The organism is Phascolarctobacterium succinatutens CAG:287 (assembly GCF_000434895.1).
Lineage (GTDB): Bacteria > Bacillota > Negativicutes > Acidaminococcales > Acidaminococcaceae > Phascolarctobacterium_A > Phascolarctobacterium_A succinatutens_A.
Genome location: NZ_FR892806.1, coordinates 50,946 through 72,604 on the forward strand (window position 1 = coordinate 50,946; position 21,659 = coordinate 72,604).

A 21,659-nucleotide genomic window follows, 5' to 3' on the forward strand; every position below is an offset into this window, starting at 1 on the left:
GGGCGTTTCTGGAGCTGGTGAAAACTGCCGATGTGGTGGTGGAAAGCTATCGTCCGGGCGTACTGACGAAGCTTGGTATTGACTATGCGGCGGCGAAGGCGGTGAATCCGCGTATTATCTACTGCTCGCTGACAGGCTACGGCAAAAGGGGACCGCTGGCCAAGCAGGCCGACCATGATATCGGTTACGTGAGCCTGGCAGGCATTACCGCTATGAGCGGTGAGGCTCAGGGCAAGCCGGCGATTCCGGGCGTGCTGATGGCGGATATGAATGCGTCGATGGCGGCGGGCATGAGCATTATGATTGCACTGCGCCATGCACAGATGACGGGCGAGGGGCAGGAAATAGATATTTCGCTGTATAACGTGGCGATGACGCTGATGCCCGGTGCTGCCAGTCTGTACTTCGGCAGCGGTTTTGTGGCGGAGCGCGGCAACAACTGGCTGACGGGTGCCAACGCCAACTATAATATTTATGCGACGCAGGAAGGACGCTACCTTGCGGTGGGTTGCTTGGAAAAGAAGTTCTGGAGCAACCTGTGCGCTGTGCTGCAGCGCCCCGATATGACGGACCTGATAGATGATGATGCTAACCACGATTACTTAAAGCAGCAGCTGACGCTGGTATTTGCCAAGCATACGCTGCCCGAATGGGAGCTACTGCTTGCAGGCAAGGATACCTGCGTAACGCCGGTGCTGGATTTTGCCGAGGCGGTGGACGCGGAGCAGACCAAGGCCAACGAGATGGTGCTGAACGTAGAGGATGCGGAGCTTGGCAGCTACCGGCAGCTGGGCTTTGCCATGAAGCTGAGCGAAACGCCGGCCGCGCTGCGGAAGCGTGCGCCGCGCTTGGGCGAGGATACGCAGCAGGTGCTGTCGCAGGCGATTGCCGATGAAAAGCTGCTGGCGGAAGCATTGCAGACAAAATAAAAAATGACCTCCTGAATTTTCAGGAGGTCTGATTTTTTTGTAAGCTTTAAAGTTTTTGTGAGCTTATTTTTCTACACGGCCGGGATATGCTTTGAGTGCTTCGCCCAGAATGTAGATTGCGCGCTCCAAATCCTCGCTCTTTAATACATAAGCAAGGCGTGCTTCGTTGATGCCGCTGCCGGGGGTGTTGTAGAAGCCGTTGCCGGGAGCAAACATAACAGTTTCGCCGTCGATAGCGAAGTTTTCCAGAGTCCAGATAGCAAATTTTTCTGCATCGTCAACAGGCATGTTAACCATGATGTAGAAAGCGCCCTTCGGGTCGGAAGCCTTCACGCCGGGGAGCTTCTTCAAAGCTGCAACGATAGTGTCGCGGCGTTTTTTGTATTCCTTGTTAACTTCTTCCAGATAGCTTGCCGGAGTGGTGTACAGAGCTGCTGCGCCGACCTGCTCCAGAATCGGGCTGCACAGACGAGCCTGGCAGCATTTGATAATCTGTTTGCTGAGCTCCTTGTTTTTGCTGATGATACAGCCGATACGCGCACCGCAGGCGCTGTAGCGCTTGGAAACGGAATCGATGATGATCAGGTTGTCGTCCAGCTCAGGCATGGTGCCGAAGCTACGATATGCACCGTCATAAACGAATTCACGGTATACCTCGTCAGCGATTAAAGCCAGGTTATGCTTGCGCACGATGCGGGAAATCATATCTTGCTCTGCTTCGGTATAAACTACGCCGGTAGGATTGCCGGGGTTGGTGAGCAGAATTGCTTTGGTTTTCGGAGTGATGTGCTTTTCGATTTCTTCTTCGCTGGGCAGGTGGTAACCGTTTTCTACGCTGGTAGGAACAGCGTTGATTTTAGCGCCGAACTCTTTGCAGAAGGTGGTGTAGTTAGCGTAGAAGGGTTCAAAAACCATGATTTCGTCGCCGGGGTCGCACAGAGCCATAACTGCGAAAATCAGGGCCTCGCTGCCGCCGTTGGTAACGAAAATATCTTCAATTGCATAATCCATGCCTTTTTCTGCATAATATTTCTGTACAGCCTTTAAGAGGAACATTTCGCCCTTGGAATTGCTGTAGGCGATTACCGGTGCCTGGAATTCACGCACGCTGTCCATGAATTGTGCCGGAGTGGCAATATCAGGCTGGCCGATGTTCAGATGATAAACCTTTTTGCCTGCAGCCTTTGCTGCGTCAGCATACGGAGACAGCTTTCTGATAGGAGATGCTGTCAGGCTTTGAATACGTTGAGAAAGTATCATGAAAAAAACTCCTTGCTGTTATAGTTTGTTTTGGGGCAGATGTAACTGCTTTATTTATTATAGCACAGATTTTGCCAAGATTGTATATAGTAAAATATTAATACTGTATACATTTGACTTTTTGACGCAAGCACTTTTTGAAGAAACAGTTTGGCAAATGGTTGTCGTTCGCAGAATGCTTTTGCATAAATATTAAAAAAATGCTATAATGAGAACGTTATTTTTAATTTTTTGAAGGAGTGATTGTCCCCTATGCAAACAACGCAAGCAAAAAATCAGACCGGCGGCATTCTCGGCCTGATTGAACGCGTCGGCAACAAAATCCCCGATATCACGATTTTGTTCATCGGTGCGTTTATCATCTGCTGCATTATGTCAGCAATTCTTTCGACCATGCACTTTGGTTATGTGCATCCTACTACCGGCAAGGAAATCGTAGTCAACAATATGTTGAGCGGAAAAAATCTTGTCGACCTGTTAAGCAAGATGGTTACCAACTATTCCGGCTTCCCTCCGCTGGGCATGGTAATCGTTGCTACCCTTGGTATCGGTATTGCTGACGGCTCCGGCTACATCAATACTGCGCTGAAAAAAATTCTGGCTGTTACGCCTAAGTTTTTGATTACCCCGATTATTATTCTCGTTGGTATGCTGAGCCATCTCGGCCCCGATACCGGCTATGTAATTATCATTCCGGTTGCTGCCTACATGTATTATGCGAGCGGCAAGCATCCGCTGGCGGGTATCGGCGCATCCTTCGCAGGTATTGCCGGTGCCTTCGCTGCCAACTATACTCCGTCCGCGATTGACCCGGTTATCCAAGGCTTCACCCAGAGCGCTGCGCAGATTATCGACCCGTCTTATCAGGTTAACGTACTCTGCAACTATTTCTACGCCTTCGGCGCGACCTTCCTCGTAATCCCCAGCTGCTGGTGGGTAACGGAAAAAATTGTAGAGCCGTGGCTGTGGAAAAACTGCCCGCTCGATGATGATATCGAAGTAGGCGAGGACGGCAACACCGCTGTAACTCCCAAGGAAAACCGTGCCTTCTACGCTGCTACCGGCATTTTGATTGTGATGGTTGCGCTGCTTGTGTACCTGCTGCTGCCGGCTGATTCCATCTTCCGCGATGACAAGGGTATGCTGGCAAGCTTCAAGGCGCCGATTATGCAGTCCATCGTTTCCCTGCTGTTCGTATTCACCGGCGCTGTCGGCCTGACCTACGGCGTAATGGTTGGAAAATTCAAATCCCCGAAGGATGTAACTACTGCGATGGAGGATATCACCAAAACTCTGGTGCAGCTGATTGTATTCTACTTCTTCGCTGCGCAGTTCCTCTATGCCTTCGGTGCTTCTAACATGGGCGCGCTGATTGCGATTGCGGGCGCCGAGTTCCTGAAATCCCTGGCACTGCCGCCGCAGGTAACTATTTTCGGCATCATCATCTTCGTTGCGATGCTGAACCTGATTATTACCTCTGCTTCCGCTAAGTGGGCGATTCTGGCACCTATCTTCGTACCGATGCTGATGGCTGTAGGCATTGCGCCGGAGCTGACTCAGGTTGCCTTCCGCGTGAGTGACTCCGCGGTTAACGTTGTAACCCCGATGTTTGCGTTCTACCCGCTGATTATCCTCTACTGCCAGAAGTACGTGAAGAGCGCCGGTATCGGTACGCTGAGTTCCCTGATGCTGCCGTATACTATTACGTTGCTGGTTACTTTGACTATTATGCTGTACGCTTTCTGGTTTATGGATATACCTCTGGGTTTACAAGCTGATTATGTTTACCCCAGACGTATAATGTAATATTATTTCAGAGATGATATAATGAAGATAGCCTCTCCTCGGGGAGAGGTGCCGAGCTTGTCGAGGCGGAGAGGGGTGACATCAAAGAAATGCTGTTATCAGGTGTTATATGTGCAAACCCCTCTCAGTCGCCTTGCGGCGACAGCTCCCCCCCAAGGGGAGCCTCTCATATGACGTGTATTGGCAGACCGAGCCTCTCCTCGGGGAGAGGTGCCGAGCTTGTCGAGGCGGAGAGGGGTGACATCAAAGAAATGCTGTCATCAGGTGTTATATGTGCAAACCCCTCTCAGTCGCCTTGCGGCGACAGCTCCCCCCCAAGGGGAGCCTCTCATATGACGTGTATTGGCAGACCGAGCCTCTCCTCGGGGAGAGGTGCCGAGCTTGTCGAGGCGGAGAGGGGTGACATCAAAGAAATGCTGTCATCAGGTGTTATATGTGCAAACCCCTCTCAGTCGCCTTACGGCGACAGCTCCCCCCAAGGGGAGCCTTCTCTTTGTCCTATAGCTAATTCACCTTGCCTCCCCTCAAAGGGGAGGTGGCTGCGAGCATAGCGAGCAGACGGAAGGGTGTTATATGTATTTATGAAAGAAGGTCTTTAAAAATGTCTTTGCAAGAACGTTTGACTGAACGCTTTTTACGTTACGCTGCCGTACCATCCCAAAGTAAGGAGGGCTGTGCTGTTGTTCCCAGTACTCCCGGCCAATGGGATATGGCAAAGCTGCTGAAGGAGGATTTGGCTGAGCTTGGTCTGGTAGACCTGGAAATCAGCGAATTCTGCGTGCTGACCGGACGTCTGCCGGCTAACCTGCCTGCAGGCCACGCTCCCGTGCCGAATGTAGGCTGGGTTGCGCATATGGATACCGTTGACGTAAACCTTTCTCCCGAGGTACATCCGCAGATTGTGAAAAACTATCAGGGCGGCGATGTACTGCTGAACGCTGAAAAGCAAATCTACATTAAGGTAAGCGAGCATCCCGAGCTGAACAAATATATCGGCAGCGACCTTATCACCACCGACGGCACCTCTGTACTGGGCGCAGATAATAAGGCTGCCGTTGCCAATCTGATGGTAGCACTGGAAACCATCATTAAGGAAAACCGTCCACACGGCGAAATTTATGTAGCCTTTGTTCCGGATGAAGAGGTTGGCCTTTGCGGTTCCAAGAAGATGGATTTCAGCAAGTTCCCGGTTGAATTTGCATATACCATTGACTGCTGCGAGCTGGGCGAGGTTGTATACCAGACCTTTAACGCAGGCAGCGCACACATTAAAATCAAGGGCGTAACCGCACATCCGATGTCCGCTAAGAACACTTTGGTTAACCCGGCGCTGGTTGCCGTAGATATCATCAACTGCTTCGACAGAATGCAGACTCCGGAGCACACCGAGGGCACCGAAGGCTTTATCTGGGTACAGGCTATTAAATCCAACGCTGCGGAAGCAACTCTGGATATCAAAATCCGCGACCATAACAAAAAGATGTATGAAGCACGCAAGGAGTTCATCCGTCATGCTGTGGAATATGTGCAGGCCAAGAATCCGAAGGCTGGCATTGAGCTGAACATCACCGACGTTTACGGCAACATTGCCGATGCGCTGAACGATGACAACAGAAAATGCGTTGAGTACATTTTCGAGGCGATGAAGGAGCTGGATATCGAGCCGAAGGATATCGCTATGCGCGGCGGCACCGACGGTTCCTTTATTTCCACCAAGGGCATCCCGACGCCGAACTATTTCACCGGCGCACTCAACTTCCACTCCAACTGCGAATTTATGCCGATGGCTGCAGTGGAAAAATCCTGCCTGATGACTTTGAAGCTGGTTGAGCTGATTACCAAATAAAAAATGCTTGACAAATGCGTCGCTTTCCTGTAAAATCTTACTTGTTTCCAACGCAAATGCGCACGAAGCCTATTGGGGGCGTAGCTCAGCTGGGAGAGCACCTGCCTTGCAAGCAGGGGGTCAGGAGTTCGATTCTCCTCGTCTCCACCAATCGCTAATTAGCGGTCTTACTTTGGTAGGACCGCTTTTTTGTGCGCAAAAAAAGACGCCCATGCATATGAGCGTCTGCGTAAATTATTTAATGGCTCAGCAGCCTTCGTTTTCCTCCCATTCCTCGCTGTTTTCGTTGATGTACCATTTGCCGTTGATATAGATATTTTCTTCGATAGTACGCGGGCCCCAGATAACGCTGCCTTCAGGCCCGTAGTCCTCGCCATCGTCGGGGCAGGTGTCGTCGTAGGTGATAAAAGACCCGGTGACGTTGATAGTGTCTGATTCTATATCATTTTTTTCCTGCTGTTGCGTTCTGGCAGGCGACTTCAGGATCAGATGGTATGCCATCAATAGATGGATAATATAAGCGAAGCAACCAAGCAGCACTATATCCTTTCGCAAATCAAAGAGGATAAAAATGAAAAGCAGAATTACTAAAACGGAGTTATAGATGAAAGCGTTCTCCGGATCAAGTTTTTTTATTTTATGTAAAAGATAAATAATCAGCAGTGTTATGGGCAGCAGCACAAGAAAATAGCCTAATGATGTATGCGTAAAAATTAAAATAACGAGCGTTAAAAGGAGCATTAAAGCTATAAGGGCAATTACCTTTTTTATGTTACTGCAAAAGCTGTCGATAAAATTCATGGCACGCACCTCACTTTTATCTGTATTATAGCATGCCGGTGAATTTTCTACAAAAAATCTAAAAAAACTGCAGAAATCGCTTGAATATGCTCTTTAAATGTGATATAGTATACACTATATTAAGGATTTCCCCAGAAAAAAGTATAGTATTTTAAAAGGAGCAATTTATTATGGAGAAAGAAAAAGCATTCCTGCTGTGGTTTGACCAGCTGGAGAGAAAAGACGTAGCAATCGCCGGTGGTAAGTCTTCTTCCTTGGGCGAGCTGACCTCTCATGTTGACGTACCTGTACCGTATGGCTTCGCAACTACTGCCTGCGCTTACAGATACTTCTTTGAAAAGACCGGTCTGTACGAAAAGATTAAAACTTTAATTGCCGGTCTGGACGTAGACAACAGCGCTCAGCTGCGCGAGGTTTGCGCTAAGGTCCGCCAGGCAATTATGGACGAAGAAATGCCGCAGGATCTGCAGGACCTGATTGCCCAAGCTTACGAGGAGCTGGGTGAAAAGGTTGGCCAGGCTGATCCGTTCGTTGCTGTTCGCAGCAGCGCTACCGCTGAGGATTTGCCGGATGCAAGCTTTGCAGGCCAGCAGGACACCTACCTGAACGTAAAGGGTGCAGAAACCATTGTTGCTAAGGTTAAGGAATGCTATGCTTCCTGCTTTACCGACCGTGCGGTTTACTACCGTGAAAAACAAGGCTTTGATCATCTGGATGTAGCACTGAGCGCTGCAGTTCAGATGATGGTATTCTCCAAGGCTGCTGGCGTTATGTTCACTGTTAACGTTGCTACCGGCGACGACAAGAACATCCTCATCGAAGGCGCATGGGGCTTGGGCGAATATGTTGTTCAAGGCACCATAACTCCGGATAACTATACTGTAAATAAAGCTACCTGCGAGATTGTTGAAAAGAACGTTAACGCGCAGGACATTAAGCTGATCCGCAAAGCTGACGGCGACTGCGAAGAAGTTGTTGTGCCGCTGGATGAGCAAAACGAGCAAAAGCTGACTGATGAGCAGATCAAACAATTGGCTGAATGCGCTAAGAAAATTGAAGCACACTATGGCTGCTACATGGACATGGAATGGGGCGTTGACGAGCGCGATAACAAGGTTTACATCCTGCAAGCCCGTCCTGAAACCGTATGGAGCCGTCGTAACAAAGAAAATGGTGCACCGAAAGAGGAGAAAAAAGTGACTACTGATCGCAAAGTTATCGTTAAAGGCTTGCCTGCCAGCCCTGGTAATGTAGCAGGCCGCGTACATGTAATTTTGGATCCGTCCCATATCGACGAATTCAAGGAAGGCGAAATCCTCGTAACCGAGATGACCGCTCCTGACTGGGTACCGGCTATGAAGAAAGCGAAAGCAATCGTAACCGATAGCGGCGGAATGACCTGCCATGCTTCTATCGTATCCCGCGAGTTAGGCATTCCCTGTATCGTAGGTACCAAGAGCCGTGGCGAAGCTGCTACCACCACCATTCCTGACGGTATTGATGTAACCATCGATGCTACTCATGGTGTTGTATACGAAGGCATCATCGAAGAGCCGAAGGCTGAACAACCGGCACAACAGGTAGTTGCTGCTGCTGAATACTTCCCGCCGACCGGCACCAAGATTTATATGAACCTGGGCGATCCTGAGCTGGCTGAAAAATATGCTGCTCTGCCTTGCGACGGTATCGGCCTGATGCGCGAAGAGTTCATCTGGACCACCTATATCCATGAACATCCGCTGTATCTGATCAAAATCGGTCAACCGGAAAAGGTTGTAGACCAACTGGCTGAAGGCATCCGCCAAGTTTGCCAGGCTATGGCTCCGAGACCGGTAACCATGCGCTTCTCCGACTTCAAGTCCAGCGAATACCGCGACCTGAAGGGCGGCGACGAATTCGAGCCGAACGAGCCTTCCGCTCTGCTGGGCTGGCGCGGTGCTTCCCGTTACTATGATCCTAAATATATCGAAGCATTCAAGCTCGAATGCATGGCTGTTCGCAAGGTTCGCGAAGAGTTCGGCCTGAAGAACCTGAACGTTATGATTCCGTTCTGCCGCAATGTAGAGGAATGCGAAAAGGTTACTAAGATTATGGCTGACTGCGGTCTGTCCCGCGGTAAGGACTTCAAGGTTTGGCTGATGGCTGAAATTCCGTCCAACATCATCCTGGCTGACCAGTTCAACAAATTTGTTGACGGCTATTCCATCGGTTCCAACGACCTGACCATGCTGGTTCTGGGCTGCGACCGTGATAACGATACTGTTTCTCATATCTATGACGAACGTAACCTGGCTGTACGCCGCGCAATCCGTCACCTGATCGAGGTTGCTCATAAGGATGGCAAGACCGTTTCTATCTGCGGTCAGGCTCCGAGCGTATATCCTGAGTTCTGCGAGTTCCTCATTAAGAGCGGTATCGACAGCATGTCCGTTAATCCGGATACTGTTAAGTTCACCAAGAAGCTGGCTGCTCAAATCGAGCAACGCATCATGATGGATGCTCTGACCGGCAAAGGCCGTCAAGAGGTTGAGGACCTGAACTGGTAAGAGGCAATTAAAGACTTTCAGCTCTTTGGCTAAGCGCATTGGCTTTATCTGGAAGCAGAAAAAGTAAATATGCAGTGAAGAGTTTTAGGACTCCTGTGTTGTAGTACAAATTACAATATGGGAGTCCTATTTGTTTTTGGGGGAGAAAACGATTTTAAGGAGGTAAGTATGCTGTCTGTTATTTTTATTCTTTGTTTGCTTTATCACACCTATACGGATATGAAGTCTATGCTGCTTTATGATAAGGTAACATTGCTTTTGGCGGCAGTAGGTGTAGTGCGTGCCTTTTTTGAGCACCAGCTGTTAGAAGCTCTTTGTGGTGCAGGAGTACTGCTGGTAATTATGCTGCTTTTGTATTTTGCTAGTCGCGGTGGTATGGGAGAGGGAGATGTTAAGCTGGCGCCGGCTCTGGGAATCTGGCTTGGCTTAGAGCAGGGGCTGTTATGTTTACTGCTTGCTTTTATCAGCGGTGGCATTATGGGTATGTTGCTGTTGCTGTGCAGGCGTGGGAAGCTGAAACAGGCAATTCCCTTCGGACCGTTTTTGTGCGCAGCAGCGGTTGCTGCGTATTTTTGTGGTAAAGAAATCATTACATGGTATTGGAGGGTTATCTTATGATGAAGCTTGGTGAAAGTATTAATCCTGAGGATTTGTTTGATCCGGTATTATGTGCTTGTCGTCGCCGTTGGCGCCGTAGGCAGCCGCTTTTGCTGCTGTCGTTGCAGACAGGGGAAATTGCATATTTTGAAAAAGAAGTGCTTAGCTGGCAGGAGCAGCTGTCTGAGACTCACCTTGCAGACATGCAAAGTCTTACAGATGAATTACGCGAATTACTGTTACAACATGAGGTAGAGGAGGAGGCTGCGGTGATTCTTTTGCCAGCGGCAGAAGCTCTATATTCTGAGCAACTGATGTTACCTGCATTGCAGCGGCGTGAGCTGCAGGCTGCCTTAATGTGGGAGCTGCAGCAGAGCGTTCCCAAGGCAGAAACAAGCTATAGTTACAGCTTTGAAGCGAATATCGTCGGTGAAGCAGATGAACAGCAATATCAGGTGACATATACTGCTTTGCCAGATACATATCAAGCTGAGCTTGAACAGCTGTGTAGCAGCTTGTTACTGAAGCTGCAGGGCATTTGGCTAGGAAAGGTAACTCTTGACGCAGCTGCAACAGCCTGGTTTGCCGGCAAGCCGTTGCCGCCGGTATACAGGCAGCAGCAAAAAAACTTGCAAAGTGTAGCGGCCGCTTTTGACCGCTGGTTGCCTAAGGTTAGTTGTGCTGTATTTGCTTTAGCACTATTAGCTTATGGCAGTGCCTTGGGAGGCTGCTATTTGGCGCAGCATAATTTGCAGAAGGTAGAACAGAAGCTTAAGCAGTATGAAGTATGGGAGCAACGTATCCAGGAAAGCGAAGCTATGGAACGCAGTTGTCAGCATTTGGAAAAGCTGTTGGCTGCAGCACCTAAGGCATCTAAAGAGGCTAATGGTGAATTGGAGCGTATCTGTCGCCAGATGCTGCCTGGTTGCTGGCTTACTGCTTTAGAATATTGCGGTACGAAGAAGCCCTTATTATTGCAGGGAAGGGCAGTTGATGCATTAGCTTTGGAAAGCTTAGTTGAGCAACTGCAAAAATGTGGCTATTATAGCAGAGTAGAGCTGCTGCAATCAGAGCAACAGGGAAATACTATTGCTTATAAGCTCAAGCTGGAGCTGAAGGAGGGCAAGAAATGAAGCTAGGAGAAAAGGCAATTAATACACTAGCTTGCGTAGCAACTTTGATCGCTATTGGCTTGCTAGTTAATGCGTGGTCGCTGTGGACTGAACGTCAACTGGCGGTAGCAAAGACAGATAAGCTGCAGGTAAAGCTGACGCGGCAGATGCGCTTTGCTAATGAGCATAGTGATTATGAAACGTATAAAACAAGACTGCTGAGTAAGCAGAATGATTTAGAGAAGAAGGTAGAGCAGCAGCTTAGTTTGAACAACGGGCTACAGCGACTGCAAAAGCAGGCGCTTGCTCAGGGGCTTCAGCTGAGCAAGCTTCAGATGGAGGGTAAACCTGTTGCTTTGCAGAATGGCTTACAAATGCAGACATTAAATGTTAGTACTGTTGGTGAGTTTTATTCATTGCTGCGTTGGCTGCGACAAGTGGAACGCAATGGCTGCAAGGTAAAGGAGCTGCGCTTGCAGAGCATAATGGAGACAAAAGATGTGCTGAAAATAGATATCTTTCTTGAATTTTACTTTGCGAACTAAAACTTTCAATTAGCCTACGCTAATTTTAACTTGACAAAATCCACATCTTATAAGATAATGTCATAGTAAAGTTAGACTAGGCTAATTTAATTTCAAAGATAGCACTAGCTAATATTGTAAAGGGAGTTGCGTATGAAAAAATATATCTTACTCGTATTTGTCGTAATCATAGCCCTGGCAGGCTACTTCCTGCTGGCAAGAGGCCAGCACAAGCTCGCAGCCAACGCCGCCGTCAGCGTAACCGACAGCACCGGCGCCAAGGTACACATCCCCGCGGAGCCCAAAAGAATCGTCTTTCTCAATGCCTCCAATCTGGAAATCTTCACCTCCATCGGTGGCAAGGCCGTCGGCAGACCTACCAGCACTTCATATCCCGATGACATCAAGGAAAGCATTAAGGACATCCCCGAAGTAGGCATGATCCACGCGCCGAATCTGGAAAAAATCATGAGCCTGAAGCCTGACCTGGTTGTAGGCACCAACGTACCCTTCCACGTAATGCTGCGCAAGCCTCTGGAAATGGCCGGCGTGCCGCTTTACCTGAACATGATAAACTCCTATGAGGATGTGCTGAAAAGCATAGACGACTTCGGCCGTTTTGCCGACAGAGAAAAGGAAGCTGCAGCCAAGCGTGCGCAGATAGAAAAGGAATATGCTGCGCTGACGCAGGACGTACAGAAGGGCAAGGGACCGAAGGTGCTGATTATCTTCGGCTCGCCGGACAGCTTCAACATGTCCACCAAAAAGAGCTTCGGCGGTGATCTGGCAGAGCGTTTGGGTGCCGTAAACATTGCGGACAAGGCCGAGAATGTGAAGGACAGCAGCTATATCCCGCTGAGCATGGAATTCGTAGCCAAGGAAAACCCCGATATCGTGATGCTGATTACCATGGGCGGCAGCAAGGAAATTCTGGAAAAGCTGCGCGCCAATATGCGTGACAACGCCATCTGGCATGACGTGAACGCCGTGAAGAATAACCGTGTGTACCAGCTGCCGCCGAGCCTGTTTACCGTTAACCCCGGCACGCACACCATCGAAGCGATGAAGATTATGAAAGAATATATGTATGGAGAGGCCAAGTAATGAGTAATGATGCCAAAACAAAAGAAAAAGTGCGCATAGCAGTGTTCTTCGGCCTGTGCATCCTGCTCGTCGCAGGCATCTTCATGAGCATCGGCAGCGGTACAGTGAGCCTTTCGGTGAGCGAAACATGGGCGGCGCTGCTGGGCGAGGCAGATGCTGACACCGACCGCATTGTGAACCTCATCCGCCTGCCCCGTACGATAGTGACAGTGTTGGTGGGTGCTAACCTCGCTTTGGCAGGCTGTAACCTGCAGGGCGTGCTGCACAACCCGCTGGCAGACCCCGGTATCATCGGCGTGAGCGCCGGTGCGGGCCTGTTTGCGATGGTGATAATGCTGCTTTTCCCGGAACAGTCTGCTATGGTGCCGCTGGCAGCCTTCGTCGGCGCCGTGCTTTCCACAGGCATCGTTTTTTTTCTGGCGTGGGAAAAGGGCATCAACCCGCTGCGCATGATTCTGGCGGGCGTGGCAGTTGCCACCTTCTTCGGTGGCGGTATGGCGGCGCTGAACGTATTTTACAGCGACAGAATCCAGGGCACGGTTATGTGGATGGCCGGCGGCTTTCAGGGGCGCAGCTGGGGGCATGTGGAGATGCTGCTGCCTTATAGCGCGATTGGTATTATCGGCACGATTTTGTGTGCACGTTCCCTAAATGCGTTGCAGTTGGGTGATGAATTGGCCAAGAGCTTGGGCGTACGCGTGATGCGCATGCGCACGGTTTTGATCTTTCTTTCCGCGCTGCTGGCGGCGGTTTCCGTAAGCGTAGCAGGCATGCTGGGCTTTGTGGGCCTCATCGTGCCGCACATCATGCGCCTGTTAATCGGCAGCGACCACGAATACCTGCTGCCCTGTGCGGCGATTGCCGGCGGTGCGGTGGTAACACTGGCTGATACGGCGGCAAGAACGCTTTTCAGTCCGCTGGAAATCCCCGTGGGCATCTTCATGTCCTTCATTGGCGGTCCGTTCTTCTTGTATCTGCTGAAACGGAGGATGCGTTAAGCTATGAATATCCCGACATTACATACACAAAAAATTACTCTGCGCTACGGCGAGCACACGATAATCAGGGACCTGACGCTGGATATTTCCCAGCCGGAGATTGTGACGATTATCGGGCCGAACGGCAGCGGTAAATCAACGCTGCTGAAGGCACTCTGCCGCCTGCTGGAGCCTGCGAGTGGTGCGGTTTATCTTGACAGCAAGGACATCAATAAAATGTCTACCGAAGAGGTGGCGCGCACGCTGGCTGTGATGGCGCAAAGCGCGAACGCTCCCGGCGGCACGACGGTGGAGGAGCTGGTGTGCTACGGACGAATGCCGTACCGCAAGTTCTTCGACGGCCTCAATCAGGAGGACCGTCTGGCGATTGAAGAAGCACTGGAGTTTACTGAGCTGGGACCGCTGCGTACGCGCCTGGTGCATACACTGAGCGGGGGCGAACGCCAACGCGCGTGGCTGGCCATGGCGCTGGCGCAGAAGCCGAAGATTCTGCTGCTAGATGAGCCTACGACCTATCTTGACGTGCATCATCAGCTGGAGCTGATGGAGCTTGTTGTGCGATTGCATAACGAAATGGGGCTGACGGTTATCATGGTGCTGCACGACTTGAACCATGCGGCACGTTACAGTGAGCGACTGATTGCGCTGAAAAAGGGAACCATCATGGCAGACGGGCCTACGGACGAGGTGTTCACGCAGTCTGTGATTGAAGAGCTTTACGATGTGAAGGCCGTGATCATGCGTGTTGAGGCCAACGGGACGCAGTACCCCGTGTGCTTTCCGTATAGTGTAGAGGAGCATGATTAAGATGAATAAATATATCAAAACAATCGCTCTCAGCATGGCGATGCTGTGTCTGGGCGCAGGTGCCGCAGGTGCGGCGCAGTTCAGCGATGCGCAGAGCGGTAAAAATTTAACAGCAGCGCAGCTGGCAAGCAAGCTGCAAAAGTATGATGTAGTCTTCTTTGGTGAATATCATGATCAAAGTGAAATACACCAATATGAATTAGAGCTTTTGAAGGCAATGTATAAGGCGAAAGGCGAGAAACTGGCCTTATCCATGGAAATGTTTGAGGCAGATAACCAAAGTAAGTTAAATAACTTTTTGGCAGATACTCTGAGCGAAGAAAATTTTCTCGCTGCAAGCCGTCCCTGGCCTAATTATCGTACGGATTATGCTCCGCTGGTAAATTTTGCCAAAGAAAAGAAAATGCCCGTTATTGCCGCTAACGTACCGCGCTTTTTGGCAGCGCACGTAGCGAAAAACAACGCTTCGACGGAGGGCGTGGAGGCGCAGTATCAGCAATGGCTGCCCAAGCATACCTATGCTCCCGAGGGCGCGTATAAGGATAAATTCTATGCGCAGATGAGCTCCCCGGCAGCGCCGATGAAGATGCCGTCAGCGCGTTTAGCAGCAGTTTATGCGGCGCAATGCCTGAAGGATGACAAGATGGCCGAGAGCATTGCTGCGTTTGCCGACGCACATCAGAATATGCAGATTTTGCATATCAACGGTTGCTTCCATTCCGACGCTCATTTGGGAACAGCGCAAAAGCTGGAAGCTTTGCGTCCTGAGCTCAAGGTTGCCGTAATCACACCGCTGGAGCGCAAACAGAAGCGCGAAAAGCCTGCGGGTGATTTTGTCGTTTGGTTCGACAGAAAATAAATTCTTCCGATATTTTTTTATCCGTCAGTTAGCAGTTGCTGACTTTACGGGTGTAAAATATACCATAAAAATAAGCAGAAAAAAGAGGTGCATTATGAGAAATTTAAACAAAAAGAAGATAGCCTTACTTACTGCCTGCGTTGTCAGTGCAGTCGGCCATATGGCTTTTGCTGCGGAGGCAGATAATTACGATGAATACAGCGGTGCGGATTACGTTGTGACTGCGACCAAGACACAGCTGGAGAAAAAAGAGGTTCCGCAAAGCGTTGAGGTTATTACCGAGCAGAAGATTAAAGAACTGGGTGCCTACAGCGTACAGGATGCCTTGCGCTTGGCAAATAATATTGACGTACAGGATAACGGTATGACCGGTAATCAGGTGCAGCTGCGCGGTAACAGCACCATGCACACCCTGATTCTTGTCGATGGCAAGCGCATGGCGGCAGAAAATACGCAAAGCTCCCAAAATGCTTACGAGCTGAAGCGTATCAACATTTCTGATGTTGAGCGTATCGAAATCATCAGCAGCAACGGCTCCGCTCTCTACGGTTCTGACGCTATCGGCGGCGTAATCAACATCATCACCAAAAAATCTACTACTCCCAGCATCAGCGTCAACATGCACACCGGCACCAAGGATGAAGCAACAAGCTTTATGTATTCCTCCGGCAAGCAGGGCAAGCTGAGTCTGAAAATCGGCGGCGGTATCGAAAAGGTACGCAAGCTCGACAGCGGTGTCTATAAAAACTACTCTAAAAATACAACGACCGGTGCAGTTACTTCAACCGATGCCAGCAGCACCAACATGTATGGCACACGTCGCTTTTTGAACACCGGCCTGAGCTATGCTTTTGATGATAACCATAGCCTTGATTTTGATATGAACTTCATGCGTGAGCAGCTCAAAAGCTTTAGCTGGAACAGCATGGCAACAGATTATACAGAAACGCAGATGACTACATTGTTAGGCTTTTTAAGAAAACAAGCGATAGCAGGTGGTGCTCCTGCCGCAATGGTTAATGGCCAGGCTTTTGTGAATGCTTTGCTAAACAAAGGCTATACAATGGAGCAGTTAAATGCGTCGATGCCTGACCCTACGACTATTAAAAAATATCCCATGCTTTCCTCTCACTTCTATGATAATACCCGTTCCGATTACAGCTTAGGCTATAACGGCAAGGACGGTAAGCATGATTATAATTTCCGCACCTATTTCAGTGAGCTGCGCAAGGACAATACCTCCTGGTATAAAAATCTGAATACCAATGCCGACAAGTTTGTTGACTTTGACCAAAATAATTACAAGCAGCTCGTTGTCGAAGGCAAGGATTCCTACAAAATGGATGACAACAATACCCTGACATTCGGTGCCGAATACAAAAAGGATATCATGAACGGTACGCATCTGAAGGGTCGCGGCACTGACCAACATGATGTAACCGTCAACGGCAAGAGCAAGACCTCATCTGAGGTATCCTCTGAAACTGCTGCCGTATATCTGCAGAACGAATGGAAAATCGGCGACAAGCTGCTGCTGATTCCCGCAGTACGCATTGACCACCATGATTCCTTCGGCACTCACACCTCTCCGAAGCTGGGCGCAACCTACAAATTAAGCGAAAATGCCCGCGTGAAGGCAAACTGGGGCAAGGGCTACCGCGCACCGACCTTATACGAACTGTATTCTCAGATGGAAAAGAGCGGCATGGCACCTATGACAGTTTATGTATTAGGTAATCCTGATTTGAATCCTGAAACCAGCACGAATTTTGACTTTGGTTTTGAAACCGAGCTTGGTAAACTTAATTCCAAAATTACCTATTTTCATAATGACATCAAAAATATGATTGGTGGCGATGATTATACTGGTCCGGAAACAATTACGAATCCTGGTATTTGGAGCAAGTATGTCAACTATGGTAAGGCAAAAATCAGTGGGCTTGAGACTGAGTTTGGTTATAACTTTGATGAACATTGGAGTCTCAGAACTGTTTATAACTATCTTGATGCAAAAGACCAACAAACCGGCAATCGTTTAGCTTATAGAGCACGTCATAATGGTTTGGTACAATTAACTTGGACTGATGCTAAAGAAAATCCGTTGACTGTAAATTTATATAACAGATATTATTTTGATTATCATCAATCTAATTCTGCAAACTATCAGCATGATTATTCCTTTAGCACCACCGGTCTGACTGTCAGCAAGCAGTTCAACAAAAATTACCGCGTTTATGCCGGTGTAGATAATATCTTTAATAAATCTTTCCTGTATGATACCTATCATACCTACAGCATCGACGGCCGCACCTGGCGTGTAGGCGCAGAGATGACCTTTTAATTAGAGTTTTGATTCCATAATATACAGCATACTGCTCCTTTCTGTACTTTGGGGAGCAGTATGCACCTCCTGTAAAAGTACGACAGCATTTGTAGATTTGTGAGGAAAATATGCAGGCAATAACAGATTTGATAATGTACTTTCAGAAGGGCGGACTGGTTATGTGGCCGTTGCTCGCCTGTTCTATAACTGTGATAGCAATCGCCATTGAGCGGTTTATATATTATAAGAGCGTGGACAGCGGCGCAGCCTTTGCCTCCCGCTATTGCGCCGCCGTGCGCAGCGGTGATTTTGCTGTGGCGACGGAGCTGGCGCGCAAGGGCAGCGGTCAGTGCGCGCAGATGCTTGCCGATGTGGCGGCAATTGCAGGCGGTAAGGCAGAAAAGAGCGCCTTCCTCGAAAGCCGTGCCGGTATTTTTATGGCGACGCTGCGCGATAAGCTGGATTACCTGGGCATTATCGTAACGATGTCCCCGCTTCTGGGACTGCTGGGCACTATTGTGGGCATGATCGGTGCCTTCAGCATTTTCAACGTAGAAGCGGGTGCGCCGATGGCGATTACCGGCGGCATCGGTGAAGCGCTGATTGCAACGGCGACGGGCTTGTGTGTAGCTATTCTTTCGCTGTGCGCGCATTCCTATTTCGCTCACCGTATGGACAATATGATTACGGATATGGAGCAGTGCTTCAGCGCGCTGCTGGAGGCTGAAACAAGGAGAGCAAGATCATGAAGCTGCGAGATGTGCGTAACAGGAAAACGCCGCCGCTGATGATTATCCCGATGATTGATATTATGTTCTTCCTGCTGGTCTTCTTTATGCTGAGCACGATGTATATGATTGACCTCAAAACTATTCCGGTGAAGCTGCCGCAGGCTAAAAATGCGGCGACGGATACTACGACAACCTTCGCCGTGACGATGAAGGCCGACGGCAGCATTTATCTGGGCGATGCCCAAACAGATGCGGAGGCCTTGGCGCTGCAGGCAGGCCTGGAGCAGAAGAAGAACAAAAACTTCGCCGTTGTCATCCGTGCGGAAAAGGCGCTGGAGTACGGCGAGGTGATTAAGCTTGTAGATAAGCTGAAGGGGGCAGGCGTAGCACGCTTTGGCCTGGCAACGGATGGCGGTAAGTAACGATGAAGCAGATAGAAAAGCTGCAGGCGAAGGCACGTCAGCGCTTTGGCTTTTGCGGTTCACTGATAATACATTTTATATTGTTCGTCGCACTGGCGTTTTCCGGCGTCTTTGCTATGCAGCCGCCGGCTGCGGATGCTGACAACGTTGTGTTCTTTGATGCCGGCGGCGGAGGCGGAGGTGGCGGCGATGAAGCTGTCGCTGATGCTGCCGACGATGGCGAGGAGCAGGTGGAGGAAGTCGTGGAGGAAGAAACGATTACTCTGCCTGACGGCAAGATAGAGCATAAGCAGGTTGTGAAGCATGTAGTGAAGCATGTGCCTGCAGGTGCAAAAAAAGGCAGCGGCAGTGGCAGCGGCGGCGGTCACGGAACAGGCCATGGCACAGGCACTGGCAGCGGTATTGGTGCAGGCAGCGGCAGTGGCAGCGGTGGCGGTCACGGTGCGGGACACGGCACCGGCGTCGGCGATGGCGTCGGCCCCGGCATTGCGCGCAATCCCAAGGTGCCTCCGCGCGTATCTTCAACTGCGGCTCCGGTTTATCCGCAGGCACTGCGTGATGCAGGAATCGGCGGGCGCGTTGTCGTGCGTGGCGTTATAGGAACTGACGGGCGCGTAGAAAGCGCCGAAGTAGTGCGTTCCAGCGGCAACAGCACCTTGGATAACAACGCCCTCAGCGCCTTCTATAAATGGCGCTTCAGTGCTGCCAAAAACGACGTCGGACAAAAAGTACGCTGCTACTTTGTACAAGGCTTCCCGTTTGTAATTGAATATAGATAATAGGCTTTATAATAAGGAGTTTTCACTTAAACTACGCTCAAACTATCGTAAAGCATGATAGTCTTTATTTCGCTCAAACAAACAGCACACCACCCTCGGCGCTGCGCATAATATACTTCGCTCAAACTTTCATTGCGCTTGATAGTCAATCCTTCGCTCCGACAATCAGCACACCATCCTCGGCGCTGCGCAGACCGGAACGGACGACGGGCTCGCCGGAACCACGATGTTAAGCGAACTGCGCAAGCAACGGACAGGCACAGGAATTTTTCGCTGGAGTGTTGACGAAGCCTACGGAAGCACGTTACACAAAAATCAGCGACGTGAAAAATTCTGCGAATCCAGTCGCCGGAATCCGGCGAAGCAGCACTGCAGGGCGTTTTTTGGATACTTTTTGTCGACCAGGACAAAAAGTATCAATAACAGAAACGTAACCTATAAGTTAAAAACAAATCACAATTAACGTAAAACATAAAACCATTAGGAGGAATATAACCATGAAAACCTTAGAAGGAAAACTCACCGCCAAAAACATGAAAATCGCCATCGTCGTAGCCCGCTTCAACGAATTCATCACCAGCAAACTCCTCAGTGGCTGCATCGACTGCCTGATCCGCCACGAAGCAGCTGACGAAGACCTCACCGTAGCCTGGGTACCGGGTGCCTTCGAAATCCCCATGGCAGCAAAAAAACTCGCAGAAAGCGGCAAATACGACGCAGTAATCTGCTTGGGTGCCGTAATCCGCGGCGCAACCCCGCACTTTGACTATGTATGCGCCGAAGCCTCCAAAGGCATCGCTCAGGTAAGCATGCAAACCGGCGTACCCGTAGCCTTCGGCGTACTCACCACCGAAAACATTCAGCAGGCTGTAGAACGTGCAGGCACCAAGGCCGGCAACAAGGGCGTAGACTGCGCAATGACCGCAATGGAAATGGTAAATCTCTTCAAAGAAATGTAACATTTTCACCGCTTGCCTTTTTGACTATTATGATTTATAATTGACATTGTGGAAGAGCTGATAACAGGCTGTTCCCCATGCATGAAATTTGCAAGCCCGCTAGCAGTAGTTTAGTGGGCTTGTTTTATTAAGCAAGTAAAATTTTTGCCGTAAGGCAGGATAGTGAGGCAGATATTATGGAAGATGTTTTGACAAAGGCTACGGCCGACGGTGTACGTATTTATGCATTATGCACCACTAATCTGGTACAGGAAGCAGCTAAAAAGCACGGCTGCTCCCATCTGGCAAGCGCTGCTTTGGGACGTGCGATGAACGGCGCGCTGCTGCTGGCCGCAACAATGAAGGATAACGAGCGCATCAGCCTGCGTCTGAAGGGCGACGGCCCTTTGGGCGAGGTAGTAGCAGATGCCGAAGGCAGCACAGTGCGCGGTTATGTAGAAAACCCCGATGCATTTTTGCCCCTAAAAAATGGCAAGCTGGATGTCGGTGGCGGCATCGGCGTGGGTAATATTATCGTAACGCGTTATCTGCAGAATGCAGAGCCCTTTACCGGCTACTGCGAGCTGCAGGACGGCGAAATCGCCAGCGACCTGACCAAATACCTCTATGTATCCGAACAGACACCGACAAGCGTTGCTCTGGGCGTACTGGTTGACAAGGACGGCAACGTAACCGCATCCGGCGGCTTCTTTATTCAGGCTATGCCGGGCTGCACCGACGAGGTTCTGGAAAAGCTGGAAAATAACGTTAACCTGACTCCGTATGTAACCCAGCTGCTGGAAATCGGTTATACTCCGCAAAAGATGATTGAAATTCTCGGCCGCGGTCTGGACGTTGATATTAAAGAAACCATTCCCCTGAGCTTCAAATGCCGCTGCAGCCGTGAGCGCATTTTGGCAGCATTGGGCAGTCTTGATGTAAAATCCCTTGAGGAGCTGGCGCAGGATAAAACAACGGAAGCACACTGCGAATTCTGCAACAGCACCTATGAATATACTCAGGACGAAATCAAGCAACTGCTGGAAGGAAAGGAAAAGCAGGCACAGCTGGAAGCTGCTAAACAGAATATCAAATAACAAAACTTTTCTTGACAAACGAAACTTTTGTTTGTATAATAAAGGCAGTGAATCGATGAATTTTAACCTAATCCGCCAGAAGTCCTCCACCTCTAAGGTGGGGGATGAAGGCGGGTCTGGCGAATTTACGTAAGTAATTGAGCCAGACAAGGCTATAATATGATAAAATATACATAATAA

The 21,659-nt window shown here is 49.7% G+C and carries 19 protein-coding genes and 1 tRNA gene; 18 read left to right on the plus strand and 2 right to left on the minus strand.

All coding sequences use genetic code 11. From position 1 onward, the window contains the following. Positions 1-929, plus strand: a 929-nt coding sequence (locus BN587_RS07895) for a CaiB/BaiF CoA transferase family protein (protein ID WP_044484577.1), incomplete at its 5' end; no start/stop codon positions are given. A gap of 63 nt (positions 930-992) precedes the next feature. Here BN587_RS07895 and BN587_RS07900 read toward each other — a convergent pair. Continuing rightward, a complete protein-coding gene (locus BN587_RS07900; RefSeq protein ID WP_021720590.1) occupies positions 993-2,189 on the minus strand; it encodes a pyridoxal phosphate-dependent aminotransferase in 1,197 nt (398 codons plus the stop codon). Positions 2,190-2,441: 252 nt separating this feature from the next. Here BN587_RS07900 and BN587_RS07905 point away from each other — a divergent pair, with 252 nt between their 5' ends. The 3 genes from BN587_RS07905 (at position 2,442) to BN587_RS07915 (ending at position 5,991) form a co-directional block, all read left to right on the plus strand. Beyond that, entirely contained in the window at positions 2,442-3,995 is a 1,554-nt protein-coding gene (locus BN587_RS07905; protein WP_021720591.1) for an AbgT family transporter, read from the plus strand. A gap of 601 nt (positions 3,996-4,596) precedes the next feature. Continuing rightward, positions 4,597-5,841, plus strand: a complete 1,245-nt coding sequence (gene pepT / locus BN587_RS07910) for a peptidase T (protein ID WP_021720592.1) — start codon at positions 4,597-4,599, stop codon at positions 5,839-5,841. A gap of 74 nt (positions 5,842-5,915) precedes the next feature. Continuing rightward, positions 5,916-5,991 (plus strand) — tRNA-Ala (locus tag BN587_RS07915). 96 nt (positions 5,992-6,087) lie between these two features. Here BN587_RS07915 and BN587_RS07920 read toward each other — a convergent pair. Next, positions 6,088-6,642, minus strand: coding sequence for a hypothetical protein (locus tag BN587_RS07920; protein WP_021720593.1), 555 nt, complete (start codon positions 6,640-6,642; stop codon positions 6,088-6,090). Positions 6,643-6,812: 170 nt separating this feature from the next. Here BN587_RS07920 and ppsA point away from each other — a divergent pair, with 170 nt between their 5' ends. The 14 genes from ppsA (at position 6,813) to hslO (ending at position 21,479) form a co-directional block, all read left to right on the plus strand. Continuing rightward, the gene (gene ppsA / locus BN587_RS07925) at positions 6,813-9,188 is read left to right on the plus strand and encodes a phosphoenolpyruvate synthase (protein ID WP_021720594.1); all 2,376 of its coding nucleotides are present in this window, start codon (positions 6,813-6,815) and stop codon (positions 9,186-9,188) included. A gap of 168 nt (positions 9,189-9,356) precedes the next feature. Then, positions 9,357-9,806, plus strand: coding sequence for a prepilin peptidase (locus BN587_RS07930; RefSeq protein WP_021720595.1), 450 nt, complete (start codon positions 9,357-9,359; stop codon positions 9,804-9,806). Further along, on the plus strand, positions 9,803-10,918 hold the full coding sequence (locus BN587_RS07935) for a hypothetical protein (protein WP_021720596.1): 1,116 nt from the start codon (positions 9,803-9,805) through the stop codon (positions 10,916-10,918). Before BN587_RS07930 ends, BN587_RS07935 begins: the two co-directional genes overlap by 4 nt. Next, the gene (locus BN587_RS07940; RefSeq protein WP_021720597.1) at positions 10,915-11,442 is read left to right on the plus strand and encodes a hypothetical protein; all 528 of its coding nucleotides are present in this window, start codon (positions 10,915-10,917) and stop codon (positions 11,440-11,442) included. Before BN587_RS07935 ends, BN587_RS07940 begins: the two co-directional genes overlap by 4 nt. 132 nt (positions 11,443-11,574) lie before the next feature. Continuing rightward, entirely contained in the window at positions 11,575-12,525 is a 951-nt protein-coding gene (locus tag BN587_RS07945; protein WP_021720598.1) for an ABC transporter substrate-binding protein, read from the plus strand. Continuing rightward, a complete protein-coding gene (locus BN587_RS07950) occupies positions 12,525-13,523 on the plus strand; it encodes a FecCD family ABC transporter permease (RefSeq protein ID WP_021720599.1) in 999 nt (332 codons plus the stop codon). Before BN587_RS07945 ends, BN587_RS07950 begins: the two co-directional genes overlap by 1 nt. A 3-nt stretch (positions 13,524-13,526) precedes the next feature. Then, complete coding sequence (locus tag BN587_RS07955; protein WP_021720600.1) at positions 13,527-14,330, plus strand: ABC transporter ATP-binding protein; 804 nt, start codon at positions 13,527-13,529, stop codon at positions 14,328-14,330. 1 nt (position 14,331) lies between these two features. Beyond that, positions 14,332-15,189: a ChaN family lipoprotein gene (locus BN587_RS07960; protein ID WP_021720601.1), complete on the plus strand. Its 858-nt coding sequence runs from the start codon at positions 14,332-14,334 to the stop codon at positions 15,187-15,189. 94 nt (positions 15,190-15,283) lie between these two features. Beyond that, complete coding sequence (locus tag BN587_RS07965; protein ID WP_021720602.1) at positions 15,284-17,530, plus strand: TonB-dependent receptor plug domain-containing protein; 2,247 nt, start codon at positions 15,284-15,286, stop codon at positions 17,528-17,530. Between the two features lie 110 nt (positions 17,531-17,640). Then, on the plus strand, positions 17,641-18,261 hold the full coding sequence (locus BN587_RS07970) for a MotA/TolQ/ExbB proton channel family protein (protein WP_021720603.1): 621 nt from the start codon (positions 17,641-17,643) through the stop codon (positions 18,259-18,261). Further along, positions 18,258-18,665, plus strand: coding sequence for an ExbD/TolR family protein (locus tag BN587_RS07975; protein ID WP_021720604.1), 408 nt, complete (start codon positions 18,258-18,260; stop codon positions 18,663-18,665). The genes BN587_RS07970 and BN587_RS07975 overlap by 4 nt, the downstream gene beginning before the upstream one ends. Before the next feature lie 2 nt (positions 18,666-18,667). Then, on the plus strand, positions 18,668-19,444 hold the full coding sequence (locus tag BN587_RS11445; protein ID WP_021720605.1) for an energy transducer TonB: 777 nt from the start codon (positions 18,668-18,670) through the stop codon (positions 19,442-19,444). A 497-nt stretch (positions 19,445-19,941) separates the two neighbouring features. After that, on the plus strand, positions 19,942-20,403 hold the full coding sequence (ribH, locus tag BN587_RS07985; RefSeq protein ID WP_009145144.1) for a 6,7-dimethyl-8-ribityllumazine synthase: 462 nt from the start codon (positions 19,942-19,944) through the stop codon (positions 20,401-20,403). 176 nt (positions 20,404-20,579) lie between these two features. After that, entirely contained in the window at positions 20,580-21,479 is a 900-nt protein-coding gene (gene hslO, locus BN587_RS07990) for an Hsp33 family molecular chaperone HslO (protein ID WP_021720606.1), read from the plus strand. Positions 21,480-21,659: the final 180 nt, after the last annotated feature.

Bases quoted from the DNA above. Each gene is read 5' to 3' on its own strand.
- BN587_RS07975 (WP_021720604.1), top strand. From the start codon at position 18,258: ATGAAGCTGCGAGATGTGCGTAACAGGAAAACGCCGCCGCTGATGATT.
- BN587_RS07900 (WP_021720590.1), bottom strand. From the start codon at position 2,189: ATGATACTTTCTCAACGTATTCAAAGCCTGACAGCATCTCCTATCAGA.
- hslO (WP_021720606.1), top strand. From the start codon at position 20,580: ATGGAAGATGTTTTGACAAAGGCTACGGCCGACGGTGTACGTATTTAT.
- BN587_RS07935 (WP_021720596.1), top strand. From the start codon at position 9,803: ATGATGAAGCTTGGTGAAAGTATTAATCCTGAGGATTTGTTTGATCCG.
- BN587_RS07920 (WP_021720593.1), bottom strand. From the start codon at position 6,642: ATGAATTTTATCGACAGCTTTTGCAGTAACATAAAAAAGGTAATTGCC.
- BN587_RS07930 (WP_021720595.1), top strand. From the start codon at position 9,357: ATGCTGTCTGTTATTTTTATTCTTTGTTTGCTTTATCACACCTATACG.
- BN587_RS07965 (WP_021720602.1), top strand. From the start codon at position 15,284: ATGAGAAATTTAAACAAAAAGAAGATAGCCTTACTTACTGCCTGCGTT.
- BN587_RS11445 (WP_021720605.1), top strand. From the start codon at position 18,668: ATGAAGCAGATAGAAAAGCTGCAGGCGAAGGCACGTCAGCGCTTTGGC.
- BN587_RS07970 (WP_021720603.1), top strand. From the start codon at position 17,641: ATGCAGGCAATAACAGATTTGATAATGTACTTTCAGAAGGGCGGACTG.
- BN587_RS07945 (WP_021720598.1), top strand. From the start codon at position 11,575: ATGAAAAAATATATCTTACTCGTATTTGTCGTAATCATAGCCCTGGCA.
- ribH (WP_009145144.1), top strand. From the start codon at position 19,942: ATGAAAACCTTAGAAGGAAAACTCACCGCCAAAAACATGAAAATCGCC.
- BN587_RS07955 (WP_021720600.1), top strand. From the start codon at position 13,527: ATGAATATCCCGACATTACATACACAAAAAATTACTCTGCGCTACGGC.
- BN587_RS07960 (WP_021720601.1), top strand. From the start codon at position 14,332: ATGAATAAATATATCAAAACAATCGCTCTCAGCATGGCGATGCTGTGT.
- BN587_RS07905 (WP_021720591.1), top strand. From the start codon at position 2,442: ATGCAAACAACGCAAGCAAAAAATCAGACCGGCGGCATTCTCGGCCTG.
- BN587_RS07940 (WP_021720597.1), top strand. From the start codon at position 10,915: ATGAAGCTAGGAGAAAAGGCAATTAATACACTAGCTTGCGTAGCAACT.
- ppsA (WP_021720594.1), top strand. From the start codon at position 6,813: ATGGAGAAAGAAAAAGCATTCCTGCTGTGGTTTGACCAGCTGGAGAGA.
- pepT (WP_021720592.1), top strand. From the start codon at position 4,597: ATGTCTTTGCAAGAACGTTTGACTGAACGCTTTTTACGTTACGCTGCC.
- BN587_RS07950 (WP_021720599.1), top strand. From the start codon at position 12,525: ATGAGTAATGATGCCAAAACAAAAGAAAAAGTGCGCATAGCAGTGTTC.